Source organism: Microbacterium sp. Cr-K20 (assembly GCF_000708325.1).
GTDB lineage: Bacteria > Actinomycetota > Actinomycetes > Actinomycetales > Microbacteriaceae > Microbacterium.
In genome coordinates this window covers 84227-108412 of the sequence record NZ_JARE01000004.1, presented here as the reverse complement: position 1 = coordinate 108412, position 24186 = coordinate 84227, and the positions used below count along the sequence as shown (strand labels likewise).

General features: G+C 69.9%; 23 protein-coding genes. 7 read left to right on the top strand and 16 right to left on the bottom strand.

What is annotated here, in order from left to right; genetic code table 11:
- Positions 1 to 38: 38 nt before the first annotated feature.
- Entirely contained in the window at positions 39 to 1490 is a 1452-nt protein-coding gene (locus GZ67_RS0100985; protein ID WP_029260970.1) for a helix-turn-helix domain-containing protein, read from the bottom strand.
- A gap of 133 nt (positions 1491 to 1623) precedes the next feature.
- On the opposite strand from GZ67_RS0100985, the gene aceA reads away from it, so the two are divergent.
- From aceA to GZ67_RS0100970, 3 genes are all read left to right on the top strand, one after another.
- Positions 1624 to 2949, top strand: a complete 1326-nt coding sequence (aceA, locus tag GZ67_RS0100980; protein ID WP_029260969.1) for an isocitrate lyase — start codon at positions 1624 to 1626, stop codon at positions 2947 to 2949.
- Positions 2950 to 3003: 54 nt separating this feature from the next.
- Complete coding sequence (aceB, locus tag GZ67_RS0100975) at positions 3004 to 4659, top strand: malate synthase A (protein WP_029260968.1); 1656 nt, start codon at positions 3004 to 3006, stop codon at positions 4657 to 4659.
- 94 nt (positions 4660 to 4753) lie between these two features.
- Positions 4754 to 5185 (top strand): hypothetical protein, encoded by a 432-nt coding sequence (locus GZ67_RS0100970; RefSeq protein ID WP_029260967.1) that lies wholly within the window; start codon positions 4754 to 4756, stop codon positions 5183 to 5185.
- A 13-nt stretch (positions 5186 to 5198) separates the two neighbouring features.
- On the opposite strand, the gene GZ67_RS0100965 is transcribed toward GZ67_RS0100970, so the two are convergent.
- Positions 5199 to 6197: an aldo/keto reductase gene (locus tag GZ67_RS0100965; RefSeq protein ID WP_029260966.1), complete on the bottom strand. Its 999-nt coding sequence runs from the start codon at positions 6195 to 6197 to the stop codon at positions 5199 to 5201.
- Positions 6198 to 6265: 68 nt separating this feature from the next.
- Between GZ67_RS0100965 and pdxR the strand changes: the two genes are divergently transcribed.
- Entirely contained in the window at positions 6266 to 7687 is a 1422-nt protein-coding gene (pdxR, locus tag GZ67_RS0100960) for a MocR-like pyridoxine biosynthesis transcription factor PdxR (RefSeq protein ID WP_029260965.1), read from the top strand.
- Between the two features lie 18 nt (positions 7688 to 7705).
- Here the strand turns inward: pdxR and GZ67_RS0100955 are convergent, their stop codons facing one another.
- Entirely contained in the window at positions 7706 to 8224 is a 519-nt protein-coding gene (locus GZ67_RS0100955) for an Lrp/AsnC family transcriptional regulator (protein ID WP_029260964.1), read from the bottom strand.
- A gap of 102 nt (positions 8225 to 8326) precedes the next feature.
- Here GZ67_RS0100955 and ald point away from each other — a divergent pair, with 102 nt between their 5' ends.
- Positions 8327 to 9421 (top strand): alanine dehydrogenase, encoded by a 1095-nt coding sequence (gene ald, locus GZ67_RS0100950; protein ID WP_029260963.1) that lies wholly within the window; start codon positions 8327 to 8329, stop codon positions 9419 to 9421.
- Positions 9422 to 9502: 81 nt separating this feature from the next.
- Positions 9503 to 10702, top strand: a complete 1200-nt coding sequence (locus GZ67_RS0100945; RefSeq protein WP_029260962.1) for a pyridoxal phosphate-dependent aminotransferase — start codon at positions 9503 to 9505, stop codon at positions 10700 to 10702.
- Between the two features lie 67 nt (positions 10703 to 10769).
- Here the strand turns inward: GZ67_RS0100945 and GZ67_RS0100940 are convergent, their stop codons facing one another.
- The 13 genes from GZ67_RS0100940 to GZ67_RS0100880 form a co-directional block, all read right to left on the bottom strand.
- Positions 10770 to 11171: a VOC family protein gene (locus GZ67_RS0100940; protein ID WP_029260961.1), complete on the bottom strand. Its 402-nt coding sequence runs from the start codon at positions 11169 to 11171 to the stop codon at positions 10770 to 10772.
- 47 nt (positions 11172 to 11218) lie between these two features.
- Positions 11219 to 12352 (bottom strand): UDP-N-acetylmuramate dehydrogenase, encoded by a 1134-nt coding sequence (locus tag GZ67_RS0100935; protein ID WP_029260960.1) that lies wholly within the window; start codon positions 12350 to 12352, stop codon positions 11219 to 11221.
- 13 nt (positions 12353 to 12365) lie between these two features.
- Positions 12366 to 12764 carry a MaoC/PaaZ C-terminal domain-containing protein gene (locus tag GZ67_RS0100930; protein ID WP_029260959.1) on the bottom strand — a complete coding sequence of 133 codons (399 nt, stop codon included), beginning with the start codon at positions 12762 to 12764 and terminating at the stop codon, positions 12366 to 12368.
- Positions 12764 to 13231: an FAS1-like dehydratase domain-containing protein gene (locus GZ67_RS0100925; protein ID WP_029260958.1), complete on the bottom strand. Its 468-nt coding sequence runs from the start codon at positions 13229 to 13231 to the stop codon at positions 12764 to 12766. Before GZ67_RS0100925 ends, GZ67_RS0100930 begins: the two co-directional genes overlap by 1 nt.
- Positions 13232 to 13289: 58 nt before the next feature.
- On the bottom strand, positions 13290 to 14492 hold the full coding sequence (locus GZ67_RS0100920) for a glycerate kinase family protein (RefSeq protein WP_029260957.1): 1203 nt from the start codon (positions 14490 to 14492) through the stop codon (positions 13290 to 13292).
- Between the two features lie 117 nt (positions 14493 to 14609).
- Positions 14610 to 16190: an SLC13 family permease gene (locus GZ67_RS0100915; RefSeq protein WP_231481661.1), complete on the bottom strand. Its 1581-nt coding sequence runs from the start codon at positions 16188 to 16190 to the stop codon at positions 14610 to 14612.
- Complete coding sequence (locus GZ67_RS0100910; protein ID WP_029260955.1) at positions 16187 to 16846, bottom strand: response regulator transcription factor; 660 nt, start codon at positions 16844 to 16846, stop codon at positions 16187 to 16189. The genes GZ67_RS0100915 and GZ67_RS0100910 overlap by 4 nt, the downstream gene beginning before the upstream one ends.
- Before the next feature lies 1 nt (position 16847).
- Entirely contained in the window at positions 16848 to 18410 is a 1563-nt protein-coding gene (locus GZ67_RS0100905) for a sensor histidine kinase (protein WP_081859839.1), read from the bottom strand.
- Positions 18403 to 18687: a hypothetical protein gene (locus GZ67_RS0100900; RefSeq protein WP_029260953.1), complete on the bottom strand. Its 285-nt coding sequence runs from the start codon at positions 18685 to 18687 to the stop codon at positions 18403 to 18405. Before GZ67_RS0100900 ends, GZ67_RS0100905 begins: the two co-directional genes overlap by 8 nt.
- Positions 18688 to 18757: 70 nt before the next feature.
- Positions 18758 to 19555: a sulfite exporter TauE/SafE family protein gene (locus tag GZ67_RS0100895; RefSeq protein ID WP_029260952.1), complete on the bottom strand. Its 798-nt coding sequence runs from the start codon at positions 19553 to 19555 to the stop codon at positions 18758 to 18760.
- A 51-nt stretch (positions 19556 to 19606) separates the two neighbouring features.
- On the bottom strand, positions 19607 to 21154 hold the full coding sequence (locus GZ67_RS0100890; protein WP_029260951.1) for a tripartite tricarboxylate transporter permease: 1548 nt from the start codon (positions 21152 to 21154) through the stop codon (positions 19607 to 19609).
- On the bottom strand, positions 21154 to 21723 hold the full coding sequence (locus tag GZ67_RS0100885) for a tripartite tricarboxylate transporter TctB family protein (protein WP_029260950.1): 570 nt from the start codon (positions 21721 to 21723) through the stop codon (positions 21154 to 21156). The genes GZ67_RS0100890 and GZ67_RS0100885 overlap by 1 nt, the downstream gene beginning before the upstream one ends.
- 1 nt (position 21724) lies before the next feature.
- On the bottom strand, positions 21725 to 22744 hold the full coding sequence (locus GZ67_RS0100880; protein WP_029260949.1) for a Bug family tripartite tricarboxylate transporter substrate binding protein: 1020 nt from the start codon (positions 22742 to 22744) through the stop codon (positions 21725 to 21727).
- A 163-nt stretch (positions 22745 to 22907) separates the two neighbouring features.
- On the opposite strand from GZ67_RS0100880, the gene GZ67_RS0100875 reads away from it, so the two are divergent.
- Complete coding sequence (locus tag GZ67_RS0100875; protein ID WP_231481659.1) at positions 22908 to 24131, top strand: PAS domain-containing protein; 1224 nt, start codon at positions 22908 to 22910, stop codon at positions 24129 to 24131.
- The last annotated feature ends 55 nt before the right edge of the window (positions 24132 to 24186 follow it).

Below are 24186 nucleotides of genomic sequence, written 5' to 3'. Positions count from 1 at the left end.
AAACTAACTTTTGACGAAACAGCGGGGACTCTCTGAACTCACTGCGGCGCGTGCGCCTCCAGGAACTCGTACACATCAGTCGTGTCGACCCCGGGGAACGCGCCGGTCGGCAGCGTCGCGAGCAGCGTGCGCGGCGTCTTCACGTTCGGCCAGGAGTTCTCCCGCCAGCGGTCTTCCAACTCGGCGGGAGCCCGGCGGCAGCACACCTCGACCGAGTGCTTCGAGACGCCGCGGTGCGGGGTGTCCCTCCCCACGAACCACTTGGTGTCGTCGAAGCGCACACCAACGCTCACCGAGTGCAGCCCCTCGCTCGAGGACTCGACCCGCGCCGTGCACCAGTACGTGCCGTTGCCGGTGTCGGTGTATTGGTAGTACGGGTTGAAGCGGTCGTCCTCGTCGAACACCACGCGCGAGGTCCACCGGCGGCAGCACATCTGCCCCTCGATGGCGCCGAGGCGGTCGGTCGGGAAGTTCACGTCGTCGTTCTCGTACGCCTTGGTGATCGTGCCCGACTCATGCACCTTCAGGAAGTGCACCGGGATGTCGAGGTGACGTGTCGCGAGGTTCGTGAAGCGGTGCGCGGCCGTCTCGTACGACACCGAATACGCATCGCGGAGGTCTTCGATCGAGATCGCCCGCCGCTGCTTGGCATCCCTCAACGCGGGCACGACATGCGCCTCCGGGATGAGGAGGGCGCCCGTGAGGTAGTTGGTCTCGACGCGCTGCCGCAGGAACTCGGCATAGCTGCGCGGCTCGGAGTGCCCGAGGATGCGGCTCGACAGCGCCTGCAGCACCGCGGTGCGAGCATCGCCCTTCGCGGGCACGCTGCTCGACAGGTACAGCCGACCGTTCGCGAGATCGGCGACACTGCGGGTGGTCTGCGGCAGGTCTGGCGCGTAATGCAGGGTGAAGCCGAGGTAGGCCGCGATCTCGGATGCGGTGCGCTGTGTCAGAGGGCCGCCGGGGTGGCCGACCGCGGCGAGGATCTCGGCAGCCTTGGCCTCGAGGTCGGCGAAGTGGTTGTCCTGTCTGCGCATCAGGTGCCGCAGCTCGACGTTCGCCCGCCTGGCCTCCTCGGGCGTCGCGGCCCGCTCGTCCTTGAGCCGATCGATCTCCCCGTGCAGCGCGAGCAGGGCCTTCAGCGCATCCGTCGGCAGACTCTTCGCGATACGGAACGGCTCGATGCCCAGGGCCTGGAACGTCTGCCCCTTCATCGCGCGCTCCAGGGCGATCTCGATCGCGCTGCGTTCGTCGAGCGGCTCCCCTTCGAGCAGCGCGTCGAGCGTCACACCGAGCGCGCGGGCGATCGCCTGCAGCTGCGTGAGCTTGGGTTCGCGCTTGCCGGTCTCGATCATCGACATCTGGCTCGGCGCCCGATCGACGGCGGAGGCCAGGTCGTCGAGGGTCATGCTCTTCGCCGTGCGGAGCCGGCGGATTCGACGACCGATCGTGAGGGCGTCGGTCTCTTCTGCAGCTTCATCGATGCTCATGCGGCAGATTCTGTCACAGAAACAGAATTTCGAGCGATCTTCTCTCCGGTATCGGTCGTTCGACGTCCCGAACTTCACGCACAGTGGAACCACGCCACACCGGCACCGCAGCCGGATCCACCGAGGAGACACCATGACGAACACCGCCCACACCCCGACGCCCCGCCCCGCCGGTCTGCGAGCCGGCGACCAGGTTCAGACGGCCGCCGAGCTCCAGGAGATCTGGGACACCGATCCCCGCTGGGACGGCGTCGAGCGCACCTACTCCGCCGAAGATGTCATCCGCATCCGCGGCTCGGTCCGAGAGGACTCCACGCTCGCGCACCGCGGTGCTGAGAACCTCTGGAACCTCCTGCATACGGAGGACTACGTCCGTGCGCTCGGCGCCTACACCGGAGGCCAGGCCGTGCAGCAGGTGCGGGCGGGGCTCAAGGCGATCTACCTCTCCGGATGGCAGGTCGCCGCCGACGGCAACCTCGCCGGTCACACCTACCCCGACCAGTCGCTGTACCCCGCGAACTCGGTGCCGGCGGTCGTACGCCGTATCAACAACGCGCTCATCCGCCAGGACCAGCTGGAGCACGCAGAAGGCGAGACCACGCAGGACTGGCTCGCCCCGATCGTCGCCGACGCCGAGGCCGGCTTCGGCGGACCGCTCAACGCCTACGAGCTCGCGCAGTCGCTCATCCAGTCGGGTGCCGCCGGCATCCACTGGGAGGACCAGCTGGCCAGCGAGAAGAAATGCGGCCACCTCGGCGGCAAGGTGCTCGTGCCCACCCAGCAGCACATCCGCACGCTGAACGCCGCCCGCCTCGCCGCCGACGTCGCCGGGGTGCCGACCGTCATCATCGCCCGCACGGATGCTCTCGCCGCCGACCTGCTCACCAGCGACGTCGACGAACGCGACCAGCAGTTCACCACCGGCGAGCGCACTACGGAGGGCTTCTACCGGATCCGCCCGGGTCTGGAATCGGTCATCAGCCGCGGCCTCGCCTTCGCCCCCTACGCCGACCTGTTGTGGGTCGAGACGGGGGAGCCCGACATCACGCTGGCACGCGAGTTCGCCGCCGCCATCCACGCGGAGTTCCCCGGGAAGCTCCTGGCCTACAACTGCTCACCGAGCTTCAACTGGAAGAAGCACCTGTCGGACGCCGAGATCGCGACGTTCCAGCAGGAGCTGGCAGACCTGGGCTACAAGTTCCAGTTCATCACCCTGGCCGGCTTCCATGCTCTGAACCACTCGATGTTCGATCTCGCCCGCGGCTACGCCGATCGCGCCATGAGCGCCTACGTCGAGCTGCAGGAAGCCGAGTTCGCCGCCGAGGCCCACGGCTACACCGCCACCAAGCACCAGCGCGAGGCGGGCACCGGATACTTCGACGTCATCTCCACCGCGCTCAACCCCGACAGCGCGACTCTCGCCCTCGCCGGCTCCACCGAAGCCGCGCAGTTCCACTGATCCCCGCCGCCTTCTTCGCATCGCGACGCAACGCAACGCAAAGGACTCACGATCATGACCATTCCCACCGCTCCCCCGACCACGGCTCCGATCCAGACGACCCAGCAGGGTCCGGCGATCGAAGTCACCGGACCCATGCGCGACCGCTACGAGGAGATCCTCACCCCCGAGGCCATCGCCTTCCTCACCGAGCTGCACCACCGGTTCGCCTCCCGCCGTCACGACCGGCTGGCCGACCGGATGCGCCGCCGCTTCGAGATCGGCAACGGGCACGACCCGCGCTTCCGCGAAGACACGGCACACATCCGTGACGACCGCGACTGGCGGGTCGCCGGTGCCGGTCCCGGTCTCGAGGACCGCCGCGTCGAGATCACCGGGCCGACCGATCCGAAGATGACGATCAACGCCCTCAACTCCGGGGCCCGCGTGTGGCTCGCCGACCAGGAGGATGCCACGAGCCCGACCTGGAAGAACGTGATCGAGGGGCAGCTGTCGCTGCGAGATGCGATCCGCGGCGAGCTGTCGTTCACCTCCCCGGAAGGGAAGGAGTACCGGGTCACGGCCGAGCGCACGCCCACGATCGTGATGCGTCCGCGCGGGTGGCACCTGCCCGAGAAGCACATCGCCTTCATCGACCGCGCCGGTCGTCGCACGTCGACATCCGGTTCCCTCGTCGACTTCGGCCTCTACTTCCTGCACAACGCGCAGGCACTGATCGACGGCGGCCGCGGCCCCTACTTCTACATCGCCAAGCTCGAGTCGAGCGAGGAGGCGAAGCTGTGGGACGACGTCTTCTCGTTCAGCGAGGAGTACATCGGCATCCCGCACGGCACTATCCGCGCGACGGTGCTGATCGAGACCCTCCCGGCCGCGTTCGAGATGGACGAGATCCTCTACGAGCTGCGCGACCACTGCGCCGGACTGAACGCCGGGCGGTGGGACTACATCTTCTCGATCATCAAGAACTACCGCGGCCGCGGTGCACGCTTCGTGCTCCCCGACCGCAGCGAGGTCACGATGACCGTGCCGTTCATGCGGGCGTACACCGACCTGCTCGTGCAGACCTGCCACAAGCGGGGAGCCTTCGCGATCGGCGGCATGAGCGCGTTCATCCCGAACCGCCGCGACCCCGAGGTGACGGCACGGGCGATCGAGAAGGTCACCGCCGACAAGAAGCGCGAGGCCGGCGACGGCTTCGACGGCACGTGGGTGGCGCATCCCGACCTGATCCCCACTGCTCAGGCAGAGTTCGACGCCGTGCTGGGCGACCGCCCCAACCAGGTCGACCGCCAGCGCGACGACGTGCACGTCGAGGCCCGTGATCTGCTCGACCTGCACATCGGTCGGCCGATCACGGCGCAGGGTGTGCGGGACAACGTCTCGGTCGCCATCCGCTACCTGGAGGCCTGGCTGCGCGGACTCGGCGCGGTCGCGATCGACAATCTGATGGAGGATGCCGCGACGGCCGAGATCAGCCGCTCGCAGGTGTGGCAGTGGATCCACCAGGACCGGACGACACAGGACGGCACCCCCATCACAGCGGAGTACATCGAGGGACTGATCGCGCAGGTGCTCGCACAGGCGACGCGCAGCCACGGCGACCTGTACGACGACGCGGCGGAGATCTTCCGCGAGGTCGCCCTGCAGGAGGAGTTCCCGACCTTCCTCACGCTGGGCGCCTACAGCCGGTTCCTGGTCGACGAGGATTGAGCGCACGCAAGAGCCCCCGACCGCGGCCGATGCCGCGCTCGGGGGCTCTTCCGCGTCCGGCGCCGGTGCCGACAGGCGGGCGTAGCCTGGAGGCATGACCGACGTCTGGGCGGACATCGCCTCCGAGTTCCTGCACTTCTACCCGCGCGGCCGGCGGCTGCTCGCGGTCGCCGGGGCGGATGCCGAGCGCTCGCGACAGGCGGCAGACGACCTCACTGTCGCGCTGACGAAGGCGGGGCAGCCGGTCCTCCGCGAGCACTCGCCCGAGGGCGACGAAGCCGGGGTGCGCGCGACGGTCACCGCTTTCCGCGAAGACCCGAAGAGCGAGGGCATCCTGCTCGCCTCCGGGCCCGCGGCCTTACTCGGCGAGCGCACCAGGGGAATGTGGAACTACGCCGTGTGGCAGCTGGCCGGCGACGAGCCGCCGCACACGGTCGCGGGGTCGATCGTCGATGTGAGCGACCCCGACCATCCGGTGCGGCGGTTCGCCGACTACTGCTCGCTGCCGGCCTCGTACGGAGCCTGATCCACCAGACTGCTCAGCGCGTGTCGCCCGGTTCGGCGTCGAGGCGCGCGCGGACCTCCTCGTCCAGCACCAGGTCGGCAGCGCCCAGCGCCTCTTCCAGCTGCTCGAGAGAAGAGACCCCGACGACGGGGATCACGGGGACCTCCGCGCCGAGAAGCCACGCGAGGGCGACCTGGTTCGGCGTCGCGCCGATCTCGGCCGCGACCTCGTGCAGCAGCGCACGGCGGGCGTGGCTGGTCGGGTGATCGACCCCACCCCACAGCGGCTTGTCGAGACGCGCGATCCCACCCTGGTGCAACGGCGAGTACACGGTGATGGCGAGCTGCGGACGCTCGGGCGTGCCGGTGGATGCCGCATAGTCGAGCAGGTCGGGCGTGACGAAGTTGTTCCGCCCGATGCGCGGCGCGGGGTACAGATAGCTGTACTGCTGCTGCACCACTCCATAGGGCGCGATGCTCTGCCGCCGCGCCTCCTCTCGCGCCTCGACCACGCGCCAGGTCGGCACGTTGGAGATTCCGGTGATGCCGACGAGCCCTTCTTCCTGGAGCTCGCCGAAGGCGCCGACCGTCTCGGTCAGAGCCACATCGCGGTCGTCCACGTGGCCGTAGAGCACGTCGATGTGGTCGATGCCGAGGTGCCGGGCGCTCTCCGGGGCCTGCCGGCGGATCACCTCGGCGGAGAGTCCCTCGAAGTTCGTCGGCGGGGTGTTCGACAGCGGCTTCGACGGGTCCTTCTGCGCGGCACCGAGCTTGGTGGCGATGCGGAGCGCGTCGCGGTTGCCGCGATCCCTCATCCAACGACCGAGCAGGTCTTCGCTCTCGCGGCCGTGGCCGTCCGCCCAGAGACTGTAGTTGTTGGCGGTGTCGATGAAGGTGCCGCCCGCCTCCACGAACCGGTCGAGGATGGCGCGTGACGTGTCCCCGTCGGTACGGGTACCGAAGTTCATGGCTCCCAGGCACAGCGTCGAGACGTCGAACGCGGTGCGGCCATCGGAGAGGGTGCGGTACTGCATGGTGTTCCTTTCTCGGGGGATGGCTCCACCGTAGAAACAGATCGGCTCGGGGATACACTCCAATCACGATGCAGAACACCAGACCGATTCTCGTGTGGGAGACACTCCTCGACCTCGACGAGACGCGCGGCTCCGACGCTGCCCAGCCTCTGCGGGACCGCGTGGAGACCGCGCTGCGCCGCGCGATCGACGAGGGCCGGCTCTCCTCCGGCGCCGCTGTGCCGCCCAGTCGCACCCTCGCGGAGACGCTCGGCGTCTCCCGGTGGGTCGTGACCGAGGCATACGGACAGCTGGTGGCCGAGGGGGTGCTGGAGGCGAGGACCGGTTCGGCCACCCGTGTGGCTGAGCAGGGCGGGGCTCCGCTGCGGGCACCGCACACACCCTCTTCCGTCGCCACCGTGGCCGGCCCGCCCACACGGTACGACCTGCGTCCCGGCATCCCCGACCTGCGGGCGACTCCGAGGTCACGCTGGTCGGCCGCGTTGCGCGCGGCCCTCGCTGCGCTCCCCGACCACGACCTCGCCGCCGCTCACCCGTATGGTTACGCACCGGCGCGCGATGCGGTCGCCGCGTACCTCTCACGCTCGCGGCACGCCATCGCCGACCCCACCAGGATCACGATCACCCACGGCGCCACCGACAGCATGGGAATGCTCGCCCGCGAGTTGCACCGCCGCGGCCACCGGACGATCCTCGTGGAGGACCCGAGTTGGCCGCGGTTGCGCGCAGTCGCGGAGGAGAACGGTCTGCACCCGGTTCCGGTGCCCGTGGACGACGACGGCATCGACACCGCGCAGCTGCGCGCGCTCGCATCCCGCACCGGGGCCGGGGCCGCCCTCGTGACTCCCGCCCACCAGTTCCCCCTCGGCGCGGCACTCGCTCCCGCCCGCCGCGAGGAACTGGTGCGCTGGGCCCGGGATCGGGACGCGCTGGTGATCGAGGACGACTACGACGCCGAGTTCCGCTATGACCGCCGACCCGTCCCCGCCCTGCAGCGCCTCGCGCCGGACCGCGTCGCGCTCATCGGCTCGCTGTCGAAGTCGGTCTCGCCCGCGCTGGGGCTCGGATGGATGCTGCTCCCGCCGGACATCGCTTCCCCGGTCTCGACGGCTCCGCCCTCCCTCATCGACCAGGCCGCCCTCGCGGAGTTCCTCACGCGCGGTGACCTCGAACGTCACCTGCGCTCGTCCCGCACCCGGTTCCGTCGCCGGCGGCAGCGGCTGCTCGACGCGCTCGAACGCGCCCTGCCCGAGCTGACCGTGACCGGCATCGCCGCGGGGATGCATCTGGTGTTGGCCGTGCCCACCGGCTCATCCTCCACCGACATCACCGCAGCAGGGGCTGCAGCGGGCCTGGCGCTCACACCGTTGGCCCGCTACGAGGTCCGCGACCGGCATCCGGATTCCCTGGTGCTCGGCTACGGCAACCTCGACGACACTCTCGTCGAGGAAGCCGTACTCCGGTTGGCGACCCTCCTCGGAGGCCGCTGAGCGGGACCTCTTCCCGCGTCAGCGGAACGAGGCCGCGACCGAGTTGCGGTGATAGTCGAACACGATGCTGGTGCGAGTGGAGGCGACGCTGCTCTGTGCCGAGAGATGCTCGAGCACGAACTCGCGCATCTCGGACGAGTCGGCGACCGCGATGTGGAGCAGGAAGTCATCGTCACCGCCGAGGAAGAAGACCTGGATCACCTGCGGCAGCACGCGCACACGGTCCGCGAACTCGACGATGCTCTCGCGCCGTCCGCTCGGGCGCAGTGTGACGCCGATCACCGCCTGGAGCCCTGCTCCGAGCATCCGCTCGTCCACACTCGCATGGAACCCCGTGATCACGCCGCGGTCGACGAGGGCGCGCAGCCTGGTGTGTGCGGTCGAGGGCGCGACGCCGAGGCGTCCGGCGAGCTCGGCGTTCGTCATGCGCCCGTCTGCCGTCATCAACTGCACGATCCGCGCATCGATCGCATCGAGGGCGGGTGCCCGAACACTGTTCGGCTCCGAGGCTCCTGAAGTCGTCTCCATACGAAGCATTATTCACGATGGCGCTTCTTCGCGAATCATCTTCAGCGATTCTGTTGTTCCGTCGATGTTTCTGCGATCCTGGTGCCGCACCGCATCAACCCAGGAGGATCAATGAAGATCGGCGTCCCCACCGAGGTCAAGAACAACGAGAACCGCGTGTCCCTCACTCCCGCCGGCGCCGACCGGCTGGTGCACGAGGGCCATCGGGTGCTCGTGCAGTCCGGCGCGGGCCTCGGCTCGCGCATCACGGACGATGACTACCGCGCAGCCGGCGCCGAGATCGTGGCGACCGCCGCCGAGGCCTGGGGCGACGCCGACCTCGTCATCAAGGTCAAGGAGCCGATCGCGCAGGAGTACGGGTTCCTGCGCGAGGACCTCACCCTCTTCACCTACCTGCACCTCGCCGCTGACCGCGCCCTGACCACGGCGCTCGTGGAGGCCGGGACCACCGCCGTGGCCTACGAGACCGTGCAGCTGCCCGACCGCAGCCTGCCGCTGCTCGTGCCGATGAGCGAGATCGCCGGGCGGCTCTCGGTCGTGATGGGCTCGCACTCGCTGCTGCGCTCGCAAGGAGGACGCGGGATGCTGCTGGGCGGTATCGCCGGCACTCCGCGCGCCAAGACCGTCGTGATCGGAGGCGGCGTCGCCGGAGAGCACGCCGCCGCGAACGCGCTCGGTCTCGGATCGAAGGTGACCGTGGTCGACGTCTCGCTGCCGCGTCTGCGCGAACTCGAGCACCGCTACGGCGGAGCGCTGGAGACCCGCGCCTCGAGTCGCTACGACATCGCCGAAGAGCTCAAGGCCGCCGACCTCGTGATCGGCTCCGTGCTCATCCCCGGTGCCGCGGCCCCCAAGCTCGTGACAGACGACATGGTCGCCGCGATGAAGCCCGGCTCCGTGCTCGTCGACATCGCGATCGACCAGGGCGGATGCTTCGAGGGCTCGCGTCCGACCACGCACGACGACCCCACGTTCGCCGTCCACGACTCGATCTACTACTGCGTCGCGAACATGCCTGGCGCGGTTCCCGAGACCGCGACCCGCGCACTGACGAACGCGACCCTCCCCTACGTCTCGGCGATCGCCGGCAAGGGCTGGGAGCGCGCGGCCTCCGAAGACGCGGCGCTGGCCGCGGGTCTGAACGTGCAGGGCGGACGCATCACGCTCCCGGCCGTCGCCCAGGCGCACGGGCTCGCCGCCCGCTGACCTTCCGAACCCGAAAGAACCTCGGATCTTGGCGATATCCCACACCGCTCCCACCGCATCGAGCCGAGTACGCTCGTAGTCGTGACCGAACGCGCTCCTCTCTCCCGCAAGCTGTCCGCCATCGCCGAGTCCGCGACCCTCAAGGTCGACGCCAAGGCCAAGGCCCTCAAGGCCGAAGGCAAGGACGTCATCTCGTACGCCGCCGGCGAGCCCGACTTCGCGACGCCGCAGTTCATCGTGGATGCCGCAGACGAGGCGCTGGCCGACCCGGCGAGCTACCGGTACACGCCCGCTCCGGGTCTTCCGGCACTGCGCGAGGCGATCGCCGCGAAGACGCTGCGTGACTCCGGTCTCGAAGTCTCCCCGAGCCAGGTCATCGTCACCAACGGCGGCAAGCAGTCCGTCTACCAGGCCTTCCAGGCCGTGGTGAACCCGGGTGACGAGGTGCTTCTGCCCGCGCCGTACTGGACCACGTACCCCGAGGCCATCCGCCTCGCCGACGGCACTCCCGTCGAGGTGTTCGCCGGCGCCGACCAAGAGTACAAGGTCACGGTCGCGCAGCTCGAGGCCGCTCGTACCGCCCGCACCACCGCGCTCGTGTTCGTGTCGCCCTCGAACCCGACCGGCTCGGTCTACACGGCCGAGGAGACCAAGGCAATCGGCGAGTGGGCACTCGAGCACGGCATCTGGATCATCAGCGACGAGATCTACCAGAACCTCACCTACGAGGGCGTCAAGGCCACCTCGATCGTCGAGGCCGTGCCCGAGGTCGCCGGTCAGACGATCCTCGTCAACGGCGTCGCGAAGACCTACGCCATGACCGGCTGGCGCGTGGGCTGGATGGTGGGACCGGCCGACGCCATCAAGGTCGCCGGCAACCTGCAGTCGCACCTCACCAGCAACGTGAACAACGTCGCCCAGAAGGCTGCCATCGCCGCCCTCAACGGACCGCAGGACGAGGCCGAACAGTTCCGCCAGGCATTCGACCGCCGTCGCCAGCTCATCGTGTCGGAGCTGTCGAAGATCGACGGCCTCGTGGTTCCGAACCCGCTCGGCGCGTTCTACGTGTACCCCGACGTGCAGGGTCTGCTCGGTCGCACCTGGGGCGGCGTGACGCCGACCACCTCGCTCGAGCTCGCCGACCTCATCCTCGACCAGGCCGAGGTCGCGGTCGTTCCCGGCGAGGCCTTCGGCCCCTCGGGCTACATCCGCATGTCGTACGCCCTCGGCGACGACCAGCTGCTCGAGGGCGTGCAGCGCCTGCAGCGCCTGTTCGCCTGACCCCGCTCGTACCGAAGGCCCCCTCCTGTCGACAGACGGGAGGGGGCCTTCGGGTTTCGCGGCGTGATCAGTCCTCGGGCTGGAAGCCGATCAGCCAGCGGATGCCGTAGCGGTCGACGAGCGTGCCGTCGAAGTCTCCCCACGGGCGCTTCTGCAGGGCGTCGATCACTCGGCCGTCGGCCGCGAGCTTGTCGTACCAGCCGGTGAGGGTCAGCGCATCCGCCGTGCCGAGGAGTGAGAGGAACATGCCGCTCATCTGCACGGCGTCGTCGTCGGCTCCGGCATCGGCGCCGGCGAGCTCGACCGGCCCGCTCAGCTGGCCGTGCGCGACGGCATCGCCGGGTCCGTCACGCCGGCCCGCCGTGGCGTAGTCGAGCAGCTGCAGCTCACCGCCGAACACCGAGCGGTAGTGACGCAGCGCCTCTGCGGCGTTGCCGGGAAACAGCAGGTACGGGATCAGTCCGCTCATGCCGCGAGTGTAGCCCGCGACCGACGACGCCCCACAGGACGATCGCCCTACAGGTCGACGCCGACCAGCACCGGCTCCGGCTGCAGCACGAGACCGAACTCGGCGTGGACCCGGCTCTGGATGAACCGCGCGAGCTCGGCGACCTCGCCCGCGGTCGCGCCGCCGCGGTTCGTGAGCGCCAGCGCATGCTTGGTCGAGACCGAAGCGCGCGAGCGCGGAAGCTTGAACCCCTTGCGGATGCCCGCCTGCTCGATCAGCCAGGCTGCGCTGACCTTCACGTCGGAGACGGTCGTCGGCTTCGACAGCGGCACCTGCCCGTCGTAGGACGCGAGCGGGATCACGGTCACGGCATCCAGATCGGGCGCCACCGGCCAGCGCGGGCACTCCGGCGGCAGCGCGCCTGCCACCGCGGCCGTCACGATCGCGTTCTGGAAGAACGAGCCGACGCCGTGGGTGTCGGGGTCGGCGTCGTCGAGCAGCATGCCCTTCGACGCGCGGGTCGAGAGGATGCGCTCGCGCACCCAGCTCAGCGGAACCGGTGTCTCATCGGTCAGCCCGAGCGCCCGACGCAGCTGCTCGCCGCGCACCACGCGCTCACCGGCGATCGCCAGGTCGACGGTGACGGAGAGGATCACGGCACGTCGCAGCGGCACGCTGCCGTGGTGGTGCTTGAGGACGGAGGTGCGGAAACCCAATCCGAGCTCGGCCGCGGGAACGGTCGAGACCTCGCCGGTCGACTCGTCGATCAACTCGACCTCGACCAGCGTCTCCTGGATCTCCTGTCCGTATGCGCCGATGTTCTGCACGGGGGACGCGCCGACCGTGCCGGGGATCCCACTCATGGCCTCGAGGCCGGCGTAGCCGTGCGCGACCGCATAGGCGACCAGGTCGTCCCAGGAGTGCCCGGCCTGCGCGCGCAGACGGATGCGACCCGGGTGCGGCGACGGAATCTCTTCGATCCCCTCGGTGCGCACGCGGATGACGGTGCCTTCGAAGGGCTCGTCGCCGACGAAGAGGTTGGAACCGCCACCGAGGACGAACCACTCGTCACCGCGGGCCCAGGTGTCGCGCAGTGCCTCGATCAGACCGGCGGTCGTCGTCGCCTCCTGCATCCGCTCGGGAGCGGCGCCCGTGCGCAGCGTGGTCAGCTCGGCCAGGCGGACCGGCTCGATCTCCCGCATCAGAGCGTCCTCATCAGACGGCGACGCGCAGCTGCGCCTTGACGAGCACCGTGGTCTCGCCGAACGTGACCTTGAGGTCGATGCGCGCGACCTCTTCATCGACCGCGCCGACCGTGGCTACGACGGTGATGTCGGCACCATCGACCGGGTCGACGACGACCGGCTTGGTGAAGCGCACCCCGTAGTCGAGGATCTTCGCGGCCGGGTCGAGGGCGGCGACGACCACCGACGAGGCGATGCCCATCGTCAGCATGCCGTGCGCGAGCACGCCGGGAAGCCCGACGGATTCGGCGACATCGTCACGGTAGTGGATGGGGTTGAAGTCTCCGGACGCTCCCGCGTAGCGCACGAGCGACTCGCGGGTGAGATGCACGGTGCGCTCGGCGACCACGTCTCCGACGGTGTAGCCCATCAGGCGGCCTTCCCTTCGTCCGTGCTCTCGGCGCCCACCAGCAGCACGCTCGTCGCCGTGACGACGTGGTCGCCCGCGGCGTCGGTGATCGCGGCCTCGCTGGTGATCATGGCGTTGCCGCCCATCATCCGGATGCCGGTGACGCGCAGCTGCGCGGTGAGCTCATCGCCCGCCACGATCGGTCGGGTGTAGGTGAAGCGCTGCTCGGCGTGGATCGTGCGGGCGAGCACGATGCCGGAGTCTTCCTGCGCCAGCAGCTGCTGGAGCGTGAGGTCCTGGATGACCATCGCGAAGGTCGGCGGCGCCACGACGTCGGAGAAGCCGGCCGCGCGGGCCGCTTCGACGTCGGTGTGCTGCGGAGCATCGGCGAAGACGGCGCGCGCGAACTCGCGCACCTTCTCGCGGCCGACGAGGTAGGGGGCCGTCGGCGGGAACTCCCGGCCGACCAGTTCTTGGTTCACTGCCACCCCTCGATCCTACCGAGGCCCGGCCGACGTTCAGCCGACATGGCAGGCGCAGGAGCGCTCAGGCCGCCCGCGCCGACATGGCCGATCCGAGCAGGACCATCCTCATGCTGCGCTCCGCGGCGTCGCGCAGCAGGGCCTCGCCGTGCTCGACGGCCTGTTCGAGGGGCATCGGCACGGTGATGATCGAGGCGATCGCGTCGATGCCGATGTCGTGCACGGTCGGGGCGCCGACCCCGAGAGACCCGGCGATGCCGAGCACCGGGACGCCCGCGACCCGGGCCCGCATGGCGATCTCGGCCGGCACCTTGCCCCGAGGTGTCTGGAAGTCGATGGCACCTTCGGCGGTGATGACGAGGTCGGCCACCGCCATCAGCTCGTCGAGCGGTTCCGGCAGCAGACCGCTGTCGAGCAGCACCTCGAAGCGCGGGGCGAGACGCGCACCGAGCACCGCGGCCAGCCCAGCCCCGAGTCCGCCGGATGCTCCCGTGCCGCCGCCGGTGCGCACGTCCATCGCCGCGCCGAACGGGCTCTGTTCCTCGAGCAGACCAGCCCAGACGTCCAGGGCGGTCGCGAGCTCGTCCACCTGCTCCGGCGTCGCTCCCTTCTGCGGGCCGAACACCCGTGCCACACCGCGCGGCCCGCACAGCACGTTGTGGATGTTGCACGCGAGCACGATCTCGATCTCTCCGATGCGAGGGTGCAACCCTGCGAGATCGAGGCTCGCCGCATCTCGAAGGTGTCGACCGCCCGCGGCGAGGGGCACGCCGTCGCGATCGAGGATGCGCGCACCGAGAGCTTCGAGCGCACCGGCACCGCCGTCGCTCGTACCGGAGTCGCCGCAGCCGACCACGATCCGCTCGACCCCGGCGTCCAGAGCCGCCGCGATCAGCTCGCCGACTCCGCGAGTGGTGGTCTCACCGGGGTCGCGGCGGTCACGGGGCACGAGTCGCAGTCCGGCGGCGGATGCCATCTCGACGACGGCCGTGCCCGCCGCGCGTCCTCCGAGCCGTGCCCAGTGCGCATCGACCGGGTCGCCGACGGGACCGGTGACCCGTGCCGCGATGAGCTCCCCTCCGGTGGCGGCGGCGAGCGCGGCGGCGGTGCCCTCCCCGCCATCCGGCACCGGGTACTCGTCGACCTGCACGCCGGGGATGACCCGACGCACGCCGGCGGCGATCGCCTGGGCGACGGCCTCGGCGCTCAGGCTCTCCTTGAATCCGCTCGGTGCGACCAGGATGCGCTGCGGGGTGTGGATCGACATGGTTCCTCCTTCTGCGCCCGAACGGGCGACGAATGCCCGGTGTGCGGGCACGACGAGCACCGGTGCACCGGCGGCGCACACGGAGTGAAGCGGGTGTGACGGGGCGTATGCCGCGGATCAGAGCAGCAGCGGCAGCCCCATCAGCGGCCAGATCCACAGCGCGAAGACCGCGACGAGCACGAACATCGCGGGCGCCAGCAGCGCCGAGAGCCGACGGAGATCGGGTGGGGTGAAGCCCCCACTGACGATGTCGGGGTCGGCGAACATCGCGACCGGTTTTGCCGAGCTGGGAAGCGTGTGGCAGAAACCGGCCGCGGCGGTCGAGGCGAAGGCCGCAGCCATCGGGGAGACGCCGAGGGCAGGAGCGAGCGCGATCACGACAGGGATGATCGCGGCGGAGCGCGCCGACCGTGACGGGATCAGCAGGTGAGCCGCGGTCGAGATCGCGATGACCACGAGCACGAAGGCGACGGCCCCGGCAGCACCGAGTCCACGCAGCGGGGCGAGCGCCGAGGAGCTCAGCCAGGCCGCGGCTCCCGTGGTGGTGAGCGCGGATGCCAGCGCCAGTGTCGCGGCGAGGAACAGCAGCAGCGACCACGGCACCCGCTTGATCGCGGCGGGGAAGGTCAGGCAGCCGATCCCCGGCGTCACGGCGGCAACGGCTCCGAGGAGCGCGACCAGGGCCGGCGACAGGTGGTGCAGCGGTTCGGTGGCCCAGAGCAGGATCACACCGCCCAGCAGCACGGCTGCTCGCCGCTCCAGGATGCTGAGCGGCCCGGTCACGGCGGTCGATGCGGAACGGCCGATCTCCGCGGCATCCATGCGCAGGGGGATTGCGCGGTCGGCACGGCGGGTGAAGCGCCAGAGGATGATCTCGCAAGCCAGGTGCGAGGAGAAGATCGCCAACGGCAGCCCGAGCCAGAGCCAGCTCAGGAAGGTGAACCCCGCCTCGCCTGCTGCCCGCAGGAGCTGGTCCGTGACGATGTGCGCTCCCGCGCCGAGCAGGGATCCGACGGCCGAGAGCAGCACCACGGTCGGCATCAGCAGGGCGAGGGCGCGGACCACCCGCTCGCGTCCGGGAAGCGCGACCGAGACCGCGGTGTACACCGGTACGGCGAGCGCCGCACGCCCGGACGTCGCGGGCACGGCGAAGGCGGTGAGCGTGAGCGCGACCGTCGTGAGGTGGAAGAGGCTCCGGGTTCCCCGTGCGAACCGCAGCAGATGGGAGGCGCCGCGCAGGGCGAGGCCCGAGGACGACACGGCGGAGGCGATCACGAAGGCGCCGATGAGCAGCCAGATGGTCTCGTCGCCGAGCGAGGCGAAGAAGTCGCTCGCCGGCAGCACCCCGGTGACGATCAAGGCGATCGCCGCGAGGAAGGCGACGAGCGTGTCGTCGAGCCGCGTCGAGGTCCAGGCCCACACGGCGAGCAGGAAGACGGTGAGGGTCACCGCGATCGGCAAGGTCGGCGCGCTGTCTCCGGATGACCGCGTCAGCGCGGCCAGGACCATCCCGGCCGCGGCGACCAGCACGAGTCCGAGTGCGACCAGGCGGAGGATGCTCGCACGTCCGAGTCGAGGGCGCTCGGATCGGCGTCCGACGGGCAGCCCCTGTCGCTCGGGCGGCATCGTCGCGAAGCGCGTGCGCTCGACCGTCGTCATCTCGGCCGCCGGGCTCGTGGTGTCGGTCTGATCACTCATCGGAATCGGTATCCCGCCCCGCGCACGGTCTCGATGCGGTCGACACCGATCTTGCCGCGCAGAGCGCGCACGTACACGTCGACCACGTTGGAGGCCGGATCGAAGTCCATCCCCCAGACATGCCCGATCAGCTGGTCGCGTGACAGCACCTGACCGGCGTTCTGCAGGAACACCTCGAGCAGGGCGAACTCCCGCGAGGTGAGCTCGCGCATGTCTCCGTCGACCGTGACCGTGCGGGCCCGCACATCGACGCGCACGTCATCATGGGTGAGAACGGGGCCCGCTGCACGACCCTCGCCGTCACCGATCCGCAGCCGCACGCGCGCGATGAGCTCGGCGAACTGGAACGGCTTGGTGACGTAGTCGTTCGCCCCACCCTCCAGGCCCCGCACGGTGTCGATGACCGAGTCGCGCGCGGTGAGGATGATCACGGGGGTCGAGACGCCCTCACCGCGAAGGTTCGCCAGCACATCGAAGCCATCCATGCCGCCGAGCCCGATATCGAGCAGCACGAGGTCGAACATGCCGCTGCGAGCCATCAGCAGCGCGGTGTGCCCGTCGGCCGCCTCGGCGGTCTCGTAGCCGGCCGCCCGCAGGCCCCGGCGGACGAACGAGGTGATGTGCGGGTCATCTTCGGCGATGAGGATGCTGCGCATCTCACTCGCTCCTCTCTGCCGCGGCGTCGAGCCGCGCGCTGGTGGGTGCCGGAAGGTCGATACCGAAGGTGGCGCCCTCGCCGAACACGCTGTCGACCCAGGCCGAACCGCCGTGTCCGTCGGTGATCGCCCGCACGATCGCGAGCCCGAGCCCCGACCCGCGACGCGCACCGGTGCTGTCGCCACGGGCGAAGCGCTCGAAGATGCGCTCGGCATCCGCGGCGGCCACGCCGGGACCGGAGTCGCGCACCCACAACCGCAGCCGGCGCTCTGTCCCGTCGCCGTCGAAGCGCGAGCCGATGAGAATGCGGTCGCCCACCTCGGTGACCTGCACCGCGTTCGCCGCGAGCTGGAGCATCGCCTGCGTGACCCGCTGCGGATCGAGAGCCGCCGTACCCTCCGCCACCTCCATGAGCTGCCACCGACGATCGCCGAGGTTCTGTGCCTTGGCCTCGATGTCGAGGGTGAGGGCGGCGATGTCGCAGTTCGCGACCCGCACGAAGTCGGGCTGCTCCGCACGGGCGAGCACGAGGAGATCGGTGACGATCCTGCTCATTCGGTCGAGTTCGTCGCTCACGAGACGCAGGGTCGCCGCGCGCTCCTCGGGATCTTCGCTGAGCAGTTCCAGCTGCCCGCGCACGATCGTGATCGGGGTGCGCAGCTCATGTCCTGCGTCGTCGACGAATCGCTGCTGCGTGGCGTGCACGGCTTCGAGACGGTCGAGCATCTGGTTGAAGGTCGTGGCCACGGCGGCGATGTCGTCGGTCCCCTCGACCGGCACTCGCGCGGTGAGATCGTGCTCGCCGATATCGCGGGCCACCCGGTAGACCTCTCGCACGGGTGCGAGGATCTGGCCGGCCACGAGCCAGGCGACACCGGAGCTGAGCAGGATGCCGATCAGCGCCACCCACGCGATAGTGGCGAAACCGGCATCGACCTGCGACCTGGCTTCCTGCGTGTACTGCACGATCAGGACGGCGCCGTTGCGATCACCGGTCGTGAAATCCAGGCGGCCCCAACGCAACGGGCCCGCGTCCGGGGAGTCCATCGCACCGGAGGCCGCGGTCTCGCCGAGCAGCGCGGTCACGAGCTCCTCCGCGCCGGGCATGGCCGAGAGCGTGGAGGGATCCGTCGCCTCCACACGGCCGTTCGCGACCGCGACCACCGCCCCGTCGACGGTGGCGATGACGACCTCGTCCTCGTGCACGGACTGTCGGTCGACGTACTCGCCGACCAGCTCCTCAGCCGTGGTGTGGCCGCTTGCCGCGGCATCCTCCGCGAATCGGGAGAACTCGGCGGCCTCCTGTTCGATCTCTGCGTTGGCCGACTGCTCCACCCCCGCGAGGAAGATGCTACGGCCGATCATTCCGACGGCGAGGAGCGTGATGGCGGTGCTGAGGATGATCCACAGCGTGATCCGCCAGCGGGCGGGCAGGGTGCGCCGGCGCAGTGTGCGCAGCGGAGCACCGGAGGCGGCGTGCCCCTGCGGCACCACGCGCGTCTCCGAACGAGCCGGAACGACGGGCTCGCCGAGGTCGAGGGGCAGGGTGGGGGCGTCAGTCATCGTCGCCGCCGTCATCATCGTCGTCGTCGTCACCGGCCGGTGGGGCCGGCGCGGGCGCAGGCGGCGGTGCGGGCGCCGGAGCAGGAACGACGGGAGCCGGTGCGGGAGCGGGTGCAGGTTTCTCACTCGGCACCGGCGGCGCGAGCTGGACCGACACGGGCTCGGCGGGGATCTGCGGCGACGGCGGCATCTGCGCCAGCACGACGCTCCCGACCGCGAAGGCGACCGGGATCGCGATCAGCGCTCCGGTGACGAGAAGGCGGCGTGGGGTGGTCATGACCCCATGATGCCCGTCGATCATGATGCGCAGATGAGTCGTGGATGAAGATCCCTTCATCCACGCGTTCTCAGCCGCGCTTGCGCCCGCGGACGGCCTTGATCGCCATCTGCACCGCGATCACGACGAGGTATGCCGCGAACAGCATGTTGCCCAGCGTCGGGTCGACGATGGTCGCCAGCCACGCTCCGAGCGCGGTCGTCGTACAGGCGGAGACGCCGATGAGGGCCGCCGCGAGCAGGTCGACGTTGCGGTTGCGGAGGTTGCCGACCGTGCCGGAGATCGCCGTCGGGATCATCATCAGCAGTGAGGTGCCCTTGGCGACGAGGTCGCTCGTGCCGAAGGCCAGCATCAGCACCGGGACGACGATCACGCCGCCGCCGACGCCGATCAGCCCGGCGAGGATGCCCGTGCCGACGCCCACCCCGACGAGCGCGATGCCCGTCAGCCAGGAGAGTTCGAAGGCCGCATCACGCGAGGGGATCACCAGGAACAGGCTGACGATCACCACGACGAGGAACCCGACGAAGCCCCACCGCAGCGCCGTCTGCGAGATGCGCGGCAGCAGGCGAGTGCCGATCTGCGCACCCACCACGGCACCCGCCGCCAGGATGATGGCGGGGATCCAGGCCACCGACCCGGTCGTGGCGTAGGAGATGACGCCGACACCGGCCGTCGGCACGATCGCCGCGAGCGAGGTGCCCGCCGCGAGCCGCTGGTCGAAGTGCAGCAGGAGTACCAGCAGCGGGACGATGACCGTGCCGCCGCCGACGCCGAAGAGTCCGGAGAGGAGACCGGCGAGAAGGCCGATCCCGATGAATGCTGCGTAGGCGCGAGGCCCTCGCGCGGGGGCCTGTACGTCACTCACCGGATCAGCCTACTCGCGGCCTCCTCCCCTCTCGAACCCACCGCCTCGGACTCAGACCTCGGAGTCGGCCTTGATCGGCACCGCGATCGACTCGGTCAGCGCCTGCTCGTACCGGCGCTGCCGACGCCGCAGCCACAGCCCGCCGACGATCAGCAGCGCGAGCACGGCGTAGGCGGCCGCCGCGAACGGCTGCAGGACCAGCGTGCTCAGATCCCCCTGGCTCAGCTGCAGCGCCTTGCGCAGCTGCTCCTCGGCCATCGGCCCCAGGATCATCCCGACCACCAGCGGCGCCACGGGGTAGCCGTACCGCCGCATGAAGTAGCCGAGGATGCCGACGACCAGCAGGATCACGATGTCGGTCGGCGAGCTGTGCAGCGCGTACGCCCCGAAGACCGCGAACAGCAGGATGCCCGCGTACAGGTACGGCCGCGGGATCTGCAGCAGCTTCACCCACATGCCCACGAGCGGCAGGTTGAGCACGATCAGGATGACGTTGCCGATGTACAGGCTCGCGATGAGAGCCCACACCAGGTTCGACTGGCTCTCGAACAGCAGCGGCCCCGGCTGGATGCCGTACGACTGGAACGCCGTGAGGATGATCGCCGCGGTGGCCGTCGTCGGCAGGCCCAGCGTGAGCAGCGGCACCAGCACACCGGCGGCGGCCGCGTTGTTCGCCGACTCGGGGCCTGCGACGCCCTCGATCGCACCGCGTCCGAACTCGTCGCGGTGCTTCGACAGCTTGCGCTCGGTCGCGTACGACAGGAACGTGGCGACATCCGCGCCGCCGGCCGGGATGGTGCCGATCGGGAAGCCGATCGCGGTCCCCCGAAGCCACGGCTTCCACGAACGGCGCCAGTCGGCCTTCGTCATCCACGACCGCCATCCGCGGGTCACGGGGATCACATCGACGCCGCCGTGCCGCAACCGGGCGGCGATGTAGAACGTCTCCCCGACCGCGAACAGGCCGACCGCGACCAGGACGATGTCGACGCCGTCGGACAGCGCCGGGAGCCCGAGCGTGTACCGCTGCTGCCCGGAGAGCCAGTCGGTGCCCACGAGTCCGAGGAACAGGCCGACGCCGAGCGAGAGCATGCCGCGCGAGATCGAGCTGCCGATCAGCGCGCCGACCGTGATGAACGCGATCACGATGAGAGCCACGTAATCGGCGGGGCCGAGGTTCACCGCGAACTGCGCGAGCAGCGGCGCCAACAGCGTCAGCCCGAGCGTCGCCAGGGTGCCGGCGATGAACGATCCGATGGCCGCGGTGGCGAGCGCCGCAGCGCCACGCCCCATCCTGGCCATCTTGTTGCCCTCGATCGCCGTGACTATCGACGCCGACTCCCCTGGGGTATTCAGGAGGATGCTCGTCGTCGAGCCACCGTACATGCCGCCGTAGTAGATGCCGGCGAAGGTGATGAGCGCCGCGGCGGGATCGAGCGTGTAGGTGAGGGGAAGCAGCAGCGCCACCGTCATCGCGGGGCCGATGCCCGGCAGCACGCCGACCGCGGTGCCGACGAAGACGCCGAGGAAGGCGAATGCCAGGTACTGCGGCTGCAGCGCCGTCGCGAATCCCTCCAGGAGCAGGGTCCAGCTGTCCATCAGAACATCCTTCCGAGCCAGCCGAGAGCAGGACCCCACGGCAGCGACAGTCCGAGCAGACCGCCGAAGACGATCTGGATCACGAGGGCCACGGCGATGCCGATGAGGAACGCCATCCACCACCGCTTGGCGGCCAGCGACCACGCGACTCCGCCGAACAGCAGGGCGGCCGCGGGGGCCCATCCCAGCGGCTCGATCAGGAGGAGGTGCGCGACGACGAGTCCCGCGAGCTTGGCGAGGGTGACCCAGTCGGTCGGGAGGCTCTGATCGATGTCTTCCGCGTCCTCCGCCCCGCCGCGTTCCCCGCGCAGCACGCCGATGAGGACGGCGACCGCGGAGGCGAGCAGGATGACCGAGACGAAGATCGGGAAGACCGTGGGACCTGCCTTCATGCCGACGGGGACGTGGATCAGGAAGATGCCGACCACAGCGAAGACGCCGAGGGCGACCATGATGCCGGCGAACACGAGCTCGCCGAGGGGGACGGAGGGAGCACGGCGTGCGAGCCGGCCGTCATGGCCGTCTCGCACGCCCCGCTCCTCGGTCCCCGACGATGCGGGGACCGTCATGTCACTGCACCAGCCCGATGTTCTTCAGCGTCGCGGTGACCTCTTCGATGTCCCCGGTGAGGAAGTCGTCGAACTCCGCGCCGACCAGGAACGCATCGGCCCAGCCCTTGGTCTCCAACTGATCGGTCCAGGCTTCGGACTCGTGCAACTCGGTGATCACACGCACCAGCTCGTCCTTCTCCCCATCCGAGATACCCCCGGGCGCGATCACGCCGCGCCAGTTGGTGAGCACCACGTCGTAGCCCTCCTCGGTGATGGTCGGCACGTCCGGAAGCTGGGGGACCGGCTCCTCGCTCGAGACCGCCAGCGCACGAAGGTCGCCGCTCTCGACGTGCTGGGCGAACTCGCCGACGCCGGAGATGCCCGCAGCGACCTTGCCGCCGATGAGCAGCGGAACCGCCTCTCCCCCGCCGGAATTCGGGGTGTAGTTCAGCTTCTCCGCGATCTCCGCACCGTCGAGGCCCGCCTCCTCGAGCATCAGCCCGGCGAGGATGTGATCGGCCCCTCCCGCCGAGCCGCCCGTGATCGTGACCGACTGCCCGTTGTCGGCGATGTCCTCCACCAGATCCTCGAGGGTGTCGTACTTCGAATCGGCCGGGACGACCACGACGAGCGGCTCATCCGTGAGGCGGGCGATCGGCGTCGTGTCCTCGATCCGCACCGCCGAGGCGTTCGTCTCGACGGCGCCGACCATCACGAGCCCCATCACCATGAGGGTGTTCGGGTCCTTCTCGTTGGCGAGCTGGGCCAGGCCGACCGTTCCGCCGGCGCCGCCGACGTTGGTCACGGGAGCCGAGCTGACGATGTCTTCCTCGGTGAGCACCTGCGACACGGCACGGCCGGTCTGGTCCCAGCCTCCGCCGGGGTCTGCGGGGACGACGATCGAGACGTCGGTGACCGCGGCGACCTCGGTCTCACCGCCGCCGCCGTCGTTCGCCGCGCTGCCTCCGGCGCATGAGGTGAGGGTGAATGCGGCCACTGCCGCGAGTGCGGTCAGGGTGGCGATGCGTGCGTTCTTCATGTGCGCTCCTCCTTGAGCGTTCGTGCTGCTGTCCGTCCACCCTGTGAGGACGGATGGCCGCGCTCAAGCTTCGGAAACCATTGGTCGGAGTTTCGGAACTATTGGTCGGAGACGGTGTCGTCCCCCGCTCGCGAGGCCGGGGACGACGCGTGAGAATGGGGAGGTGGTGGCCTCGAAGATGACGCTCCGCGTGCAGCTCCTCGTGCTGCAGGCGCTGATCGTGTTCCTGGTGACCCTGGCGACCGGCATCGTGGCCGGCGCGTTCCAGGAGCAGGCGCTCCGCGAGGCCTACAAAGACCGGATGCAGGCCGTGGCCCAGTCGGTGGCCGCACTGCCGACCGTCCTCGACGCCTTCGACGATGCGGAGCCCTCGACCACCATCCAGCCGATCGCCGAGGTCATCCGCGAGGCATCCGACCTCGCGTACGTCGTCGTGGCCGACGAGGACGGCATCCGCTACTCGCACCCGAATCCGGAGCGCATCGGGGAGAAGGTGTCCACCGACCCCTCGATCCCCCTCTCCGGCGAGGTCTACGTGGGCACGCAGACCGGAACGCTCGGCACGTCCTGGCGGGTCAAGGTCCCGATCCGCGACGACGACGGCACCGTCATCGGCACCGCGTCGGTCGGGATCCTCGAATCGGAGCTCAACGAGGAGTTCACCGCGAACCTGGTCTGGCTGATCTCGGCGATGCTCGCGGCCGCGGTGTTCGGGGTGTTCGGTTCGGCATGGGTGACGTCGATCATCCGCCGTCGGATCTACGGGCTCGAGCCCCATCAGATCGCCGCGCTCGTGAAGAACCAGGAGACCACGCTGCACGGGCTCAGCGAAGGCGTGATCTCGGTGGACGGAGCGGGACGGATCACCCTGGTCAACGACGCGGCCGCGCGCTTCCTCGGCCGGGATGCCGCCGACCTCGACGGCGCCTCGGCCGCGGAGGTGCTGGGCGACGAGCTGACGACCGTGCTCCGCGAGGGCGAGGCGGCCGGGCGGCCCGTGATCGTCGGCTCGCACGTGCTCGTCGCCCGGAGCACCGGCAGCGACGCGGACGGCGGCGAGATCGGGGCGACTCTGCTGCTCCGGGATCACACGGAGCTCCACGACGTCGTCCGCCGCGTCGAGGCCGCGGATGCGATCATCGCGTTCCGTCAGCGCTTCGGCGTTCCCAAGGGGCTCAGCGCCGAGACGCTCGATCGCGTGGTCGCGGCACTTGCGGCCCGCCCCGATGCCTCGGCGACCGAGATCGGGGATGACCTCGACATCTCCCGGGTCAGCGCGCGACGCTACCTCGAGCACCTCGCGAGCGCCGGTCGAGCGATCCGCACGCTCGACTATTCGACGAAGGGTCGGCCGAGCACGCGGTACCGGCTGCACGGCGCGGTCTGACCTCTTCCGAGCCCTGGGACTCGGTGCCGTTGTGTGCGACACTGGATCGCATTCG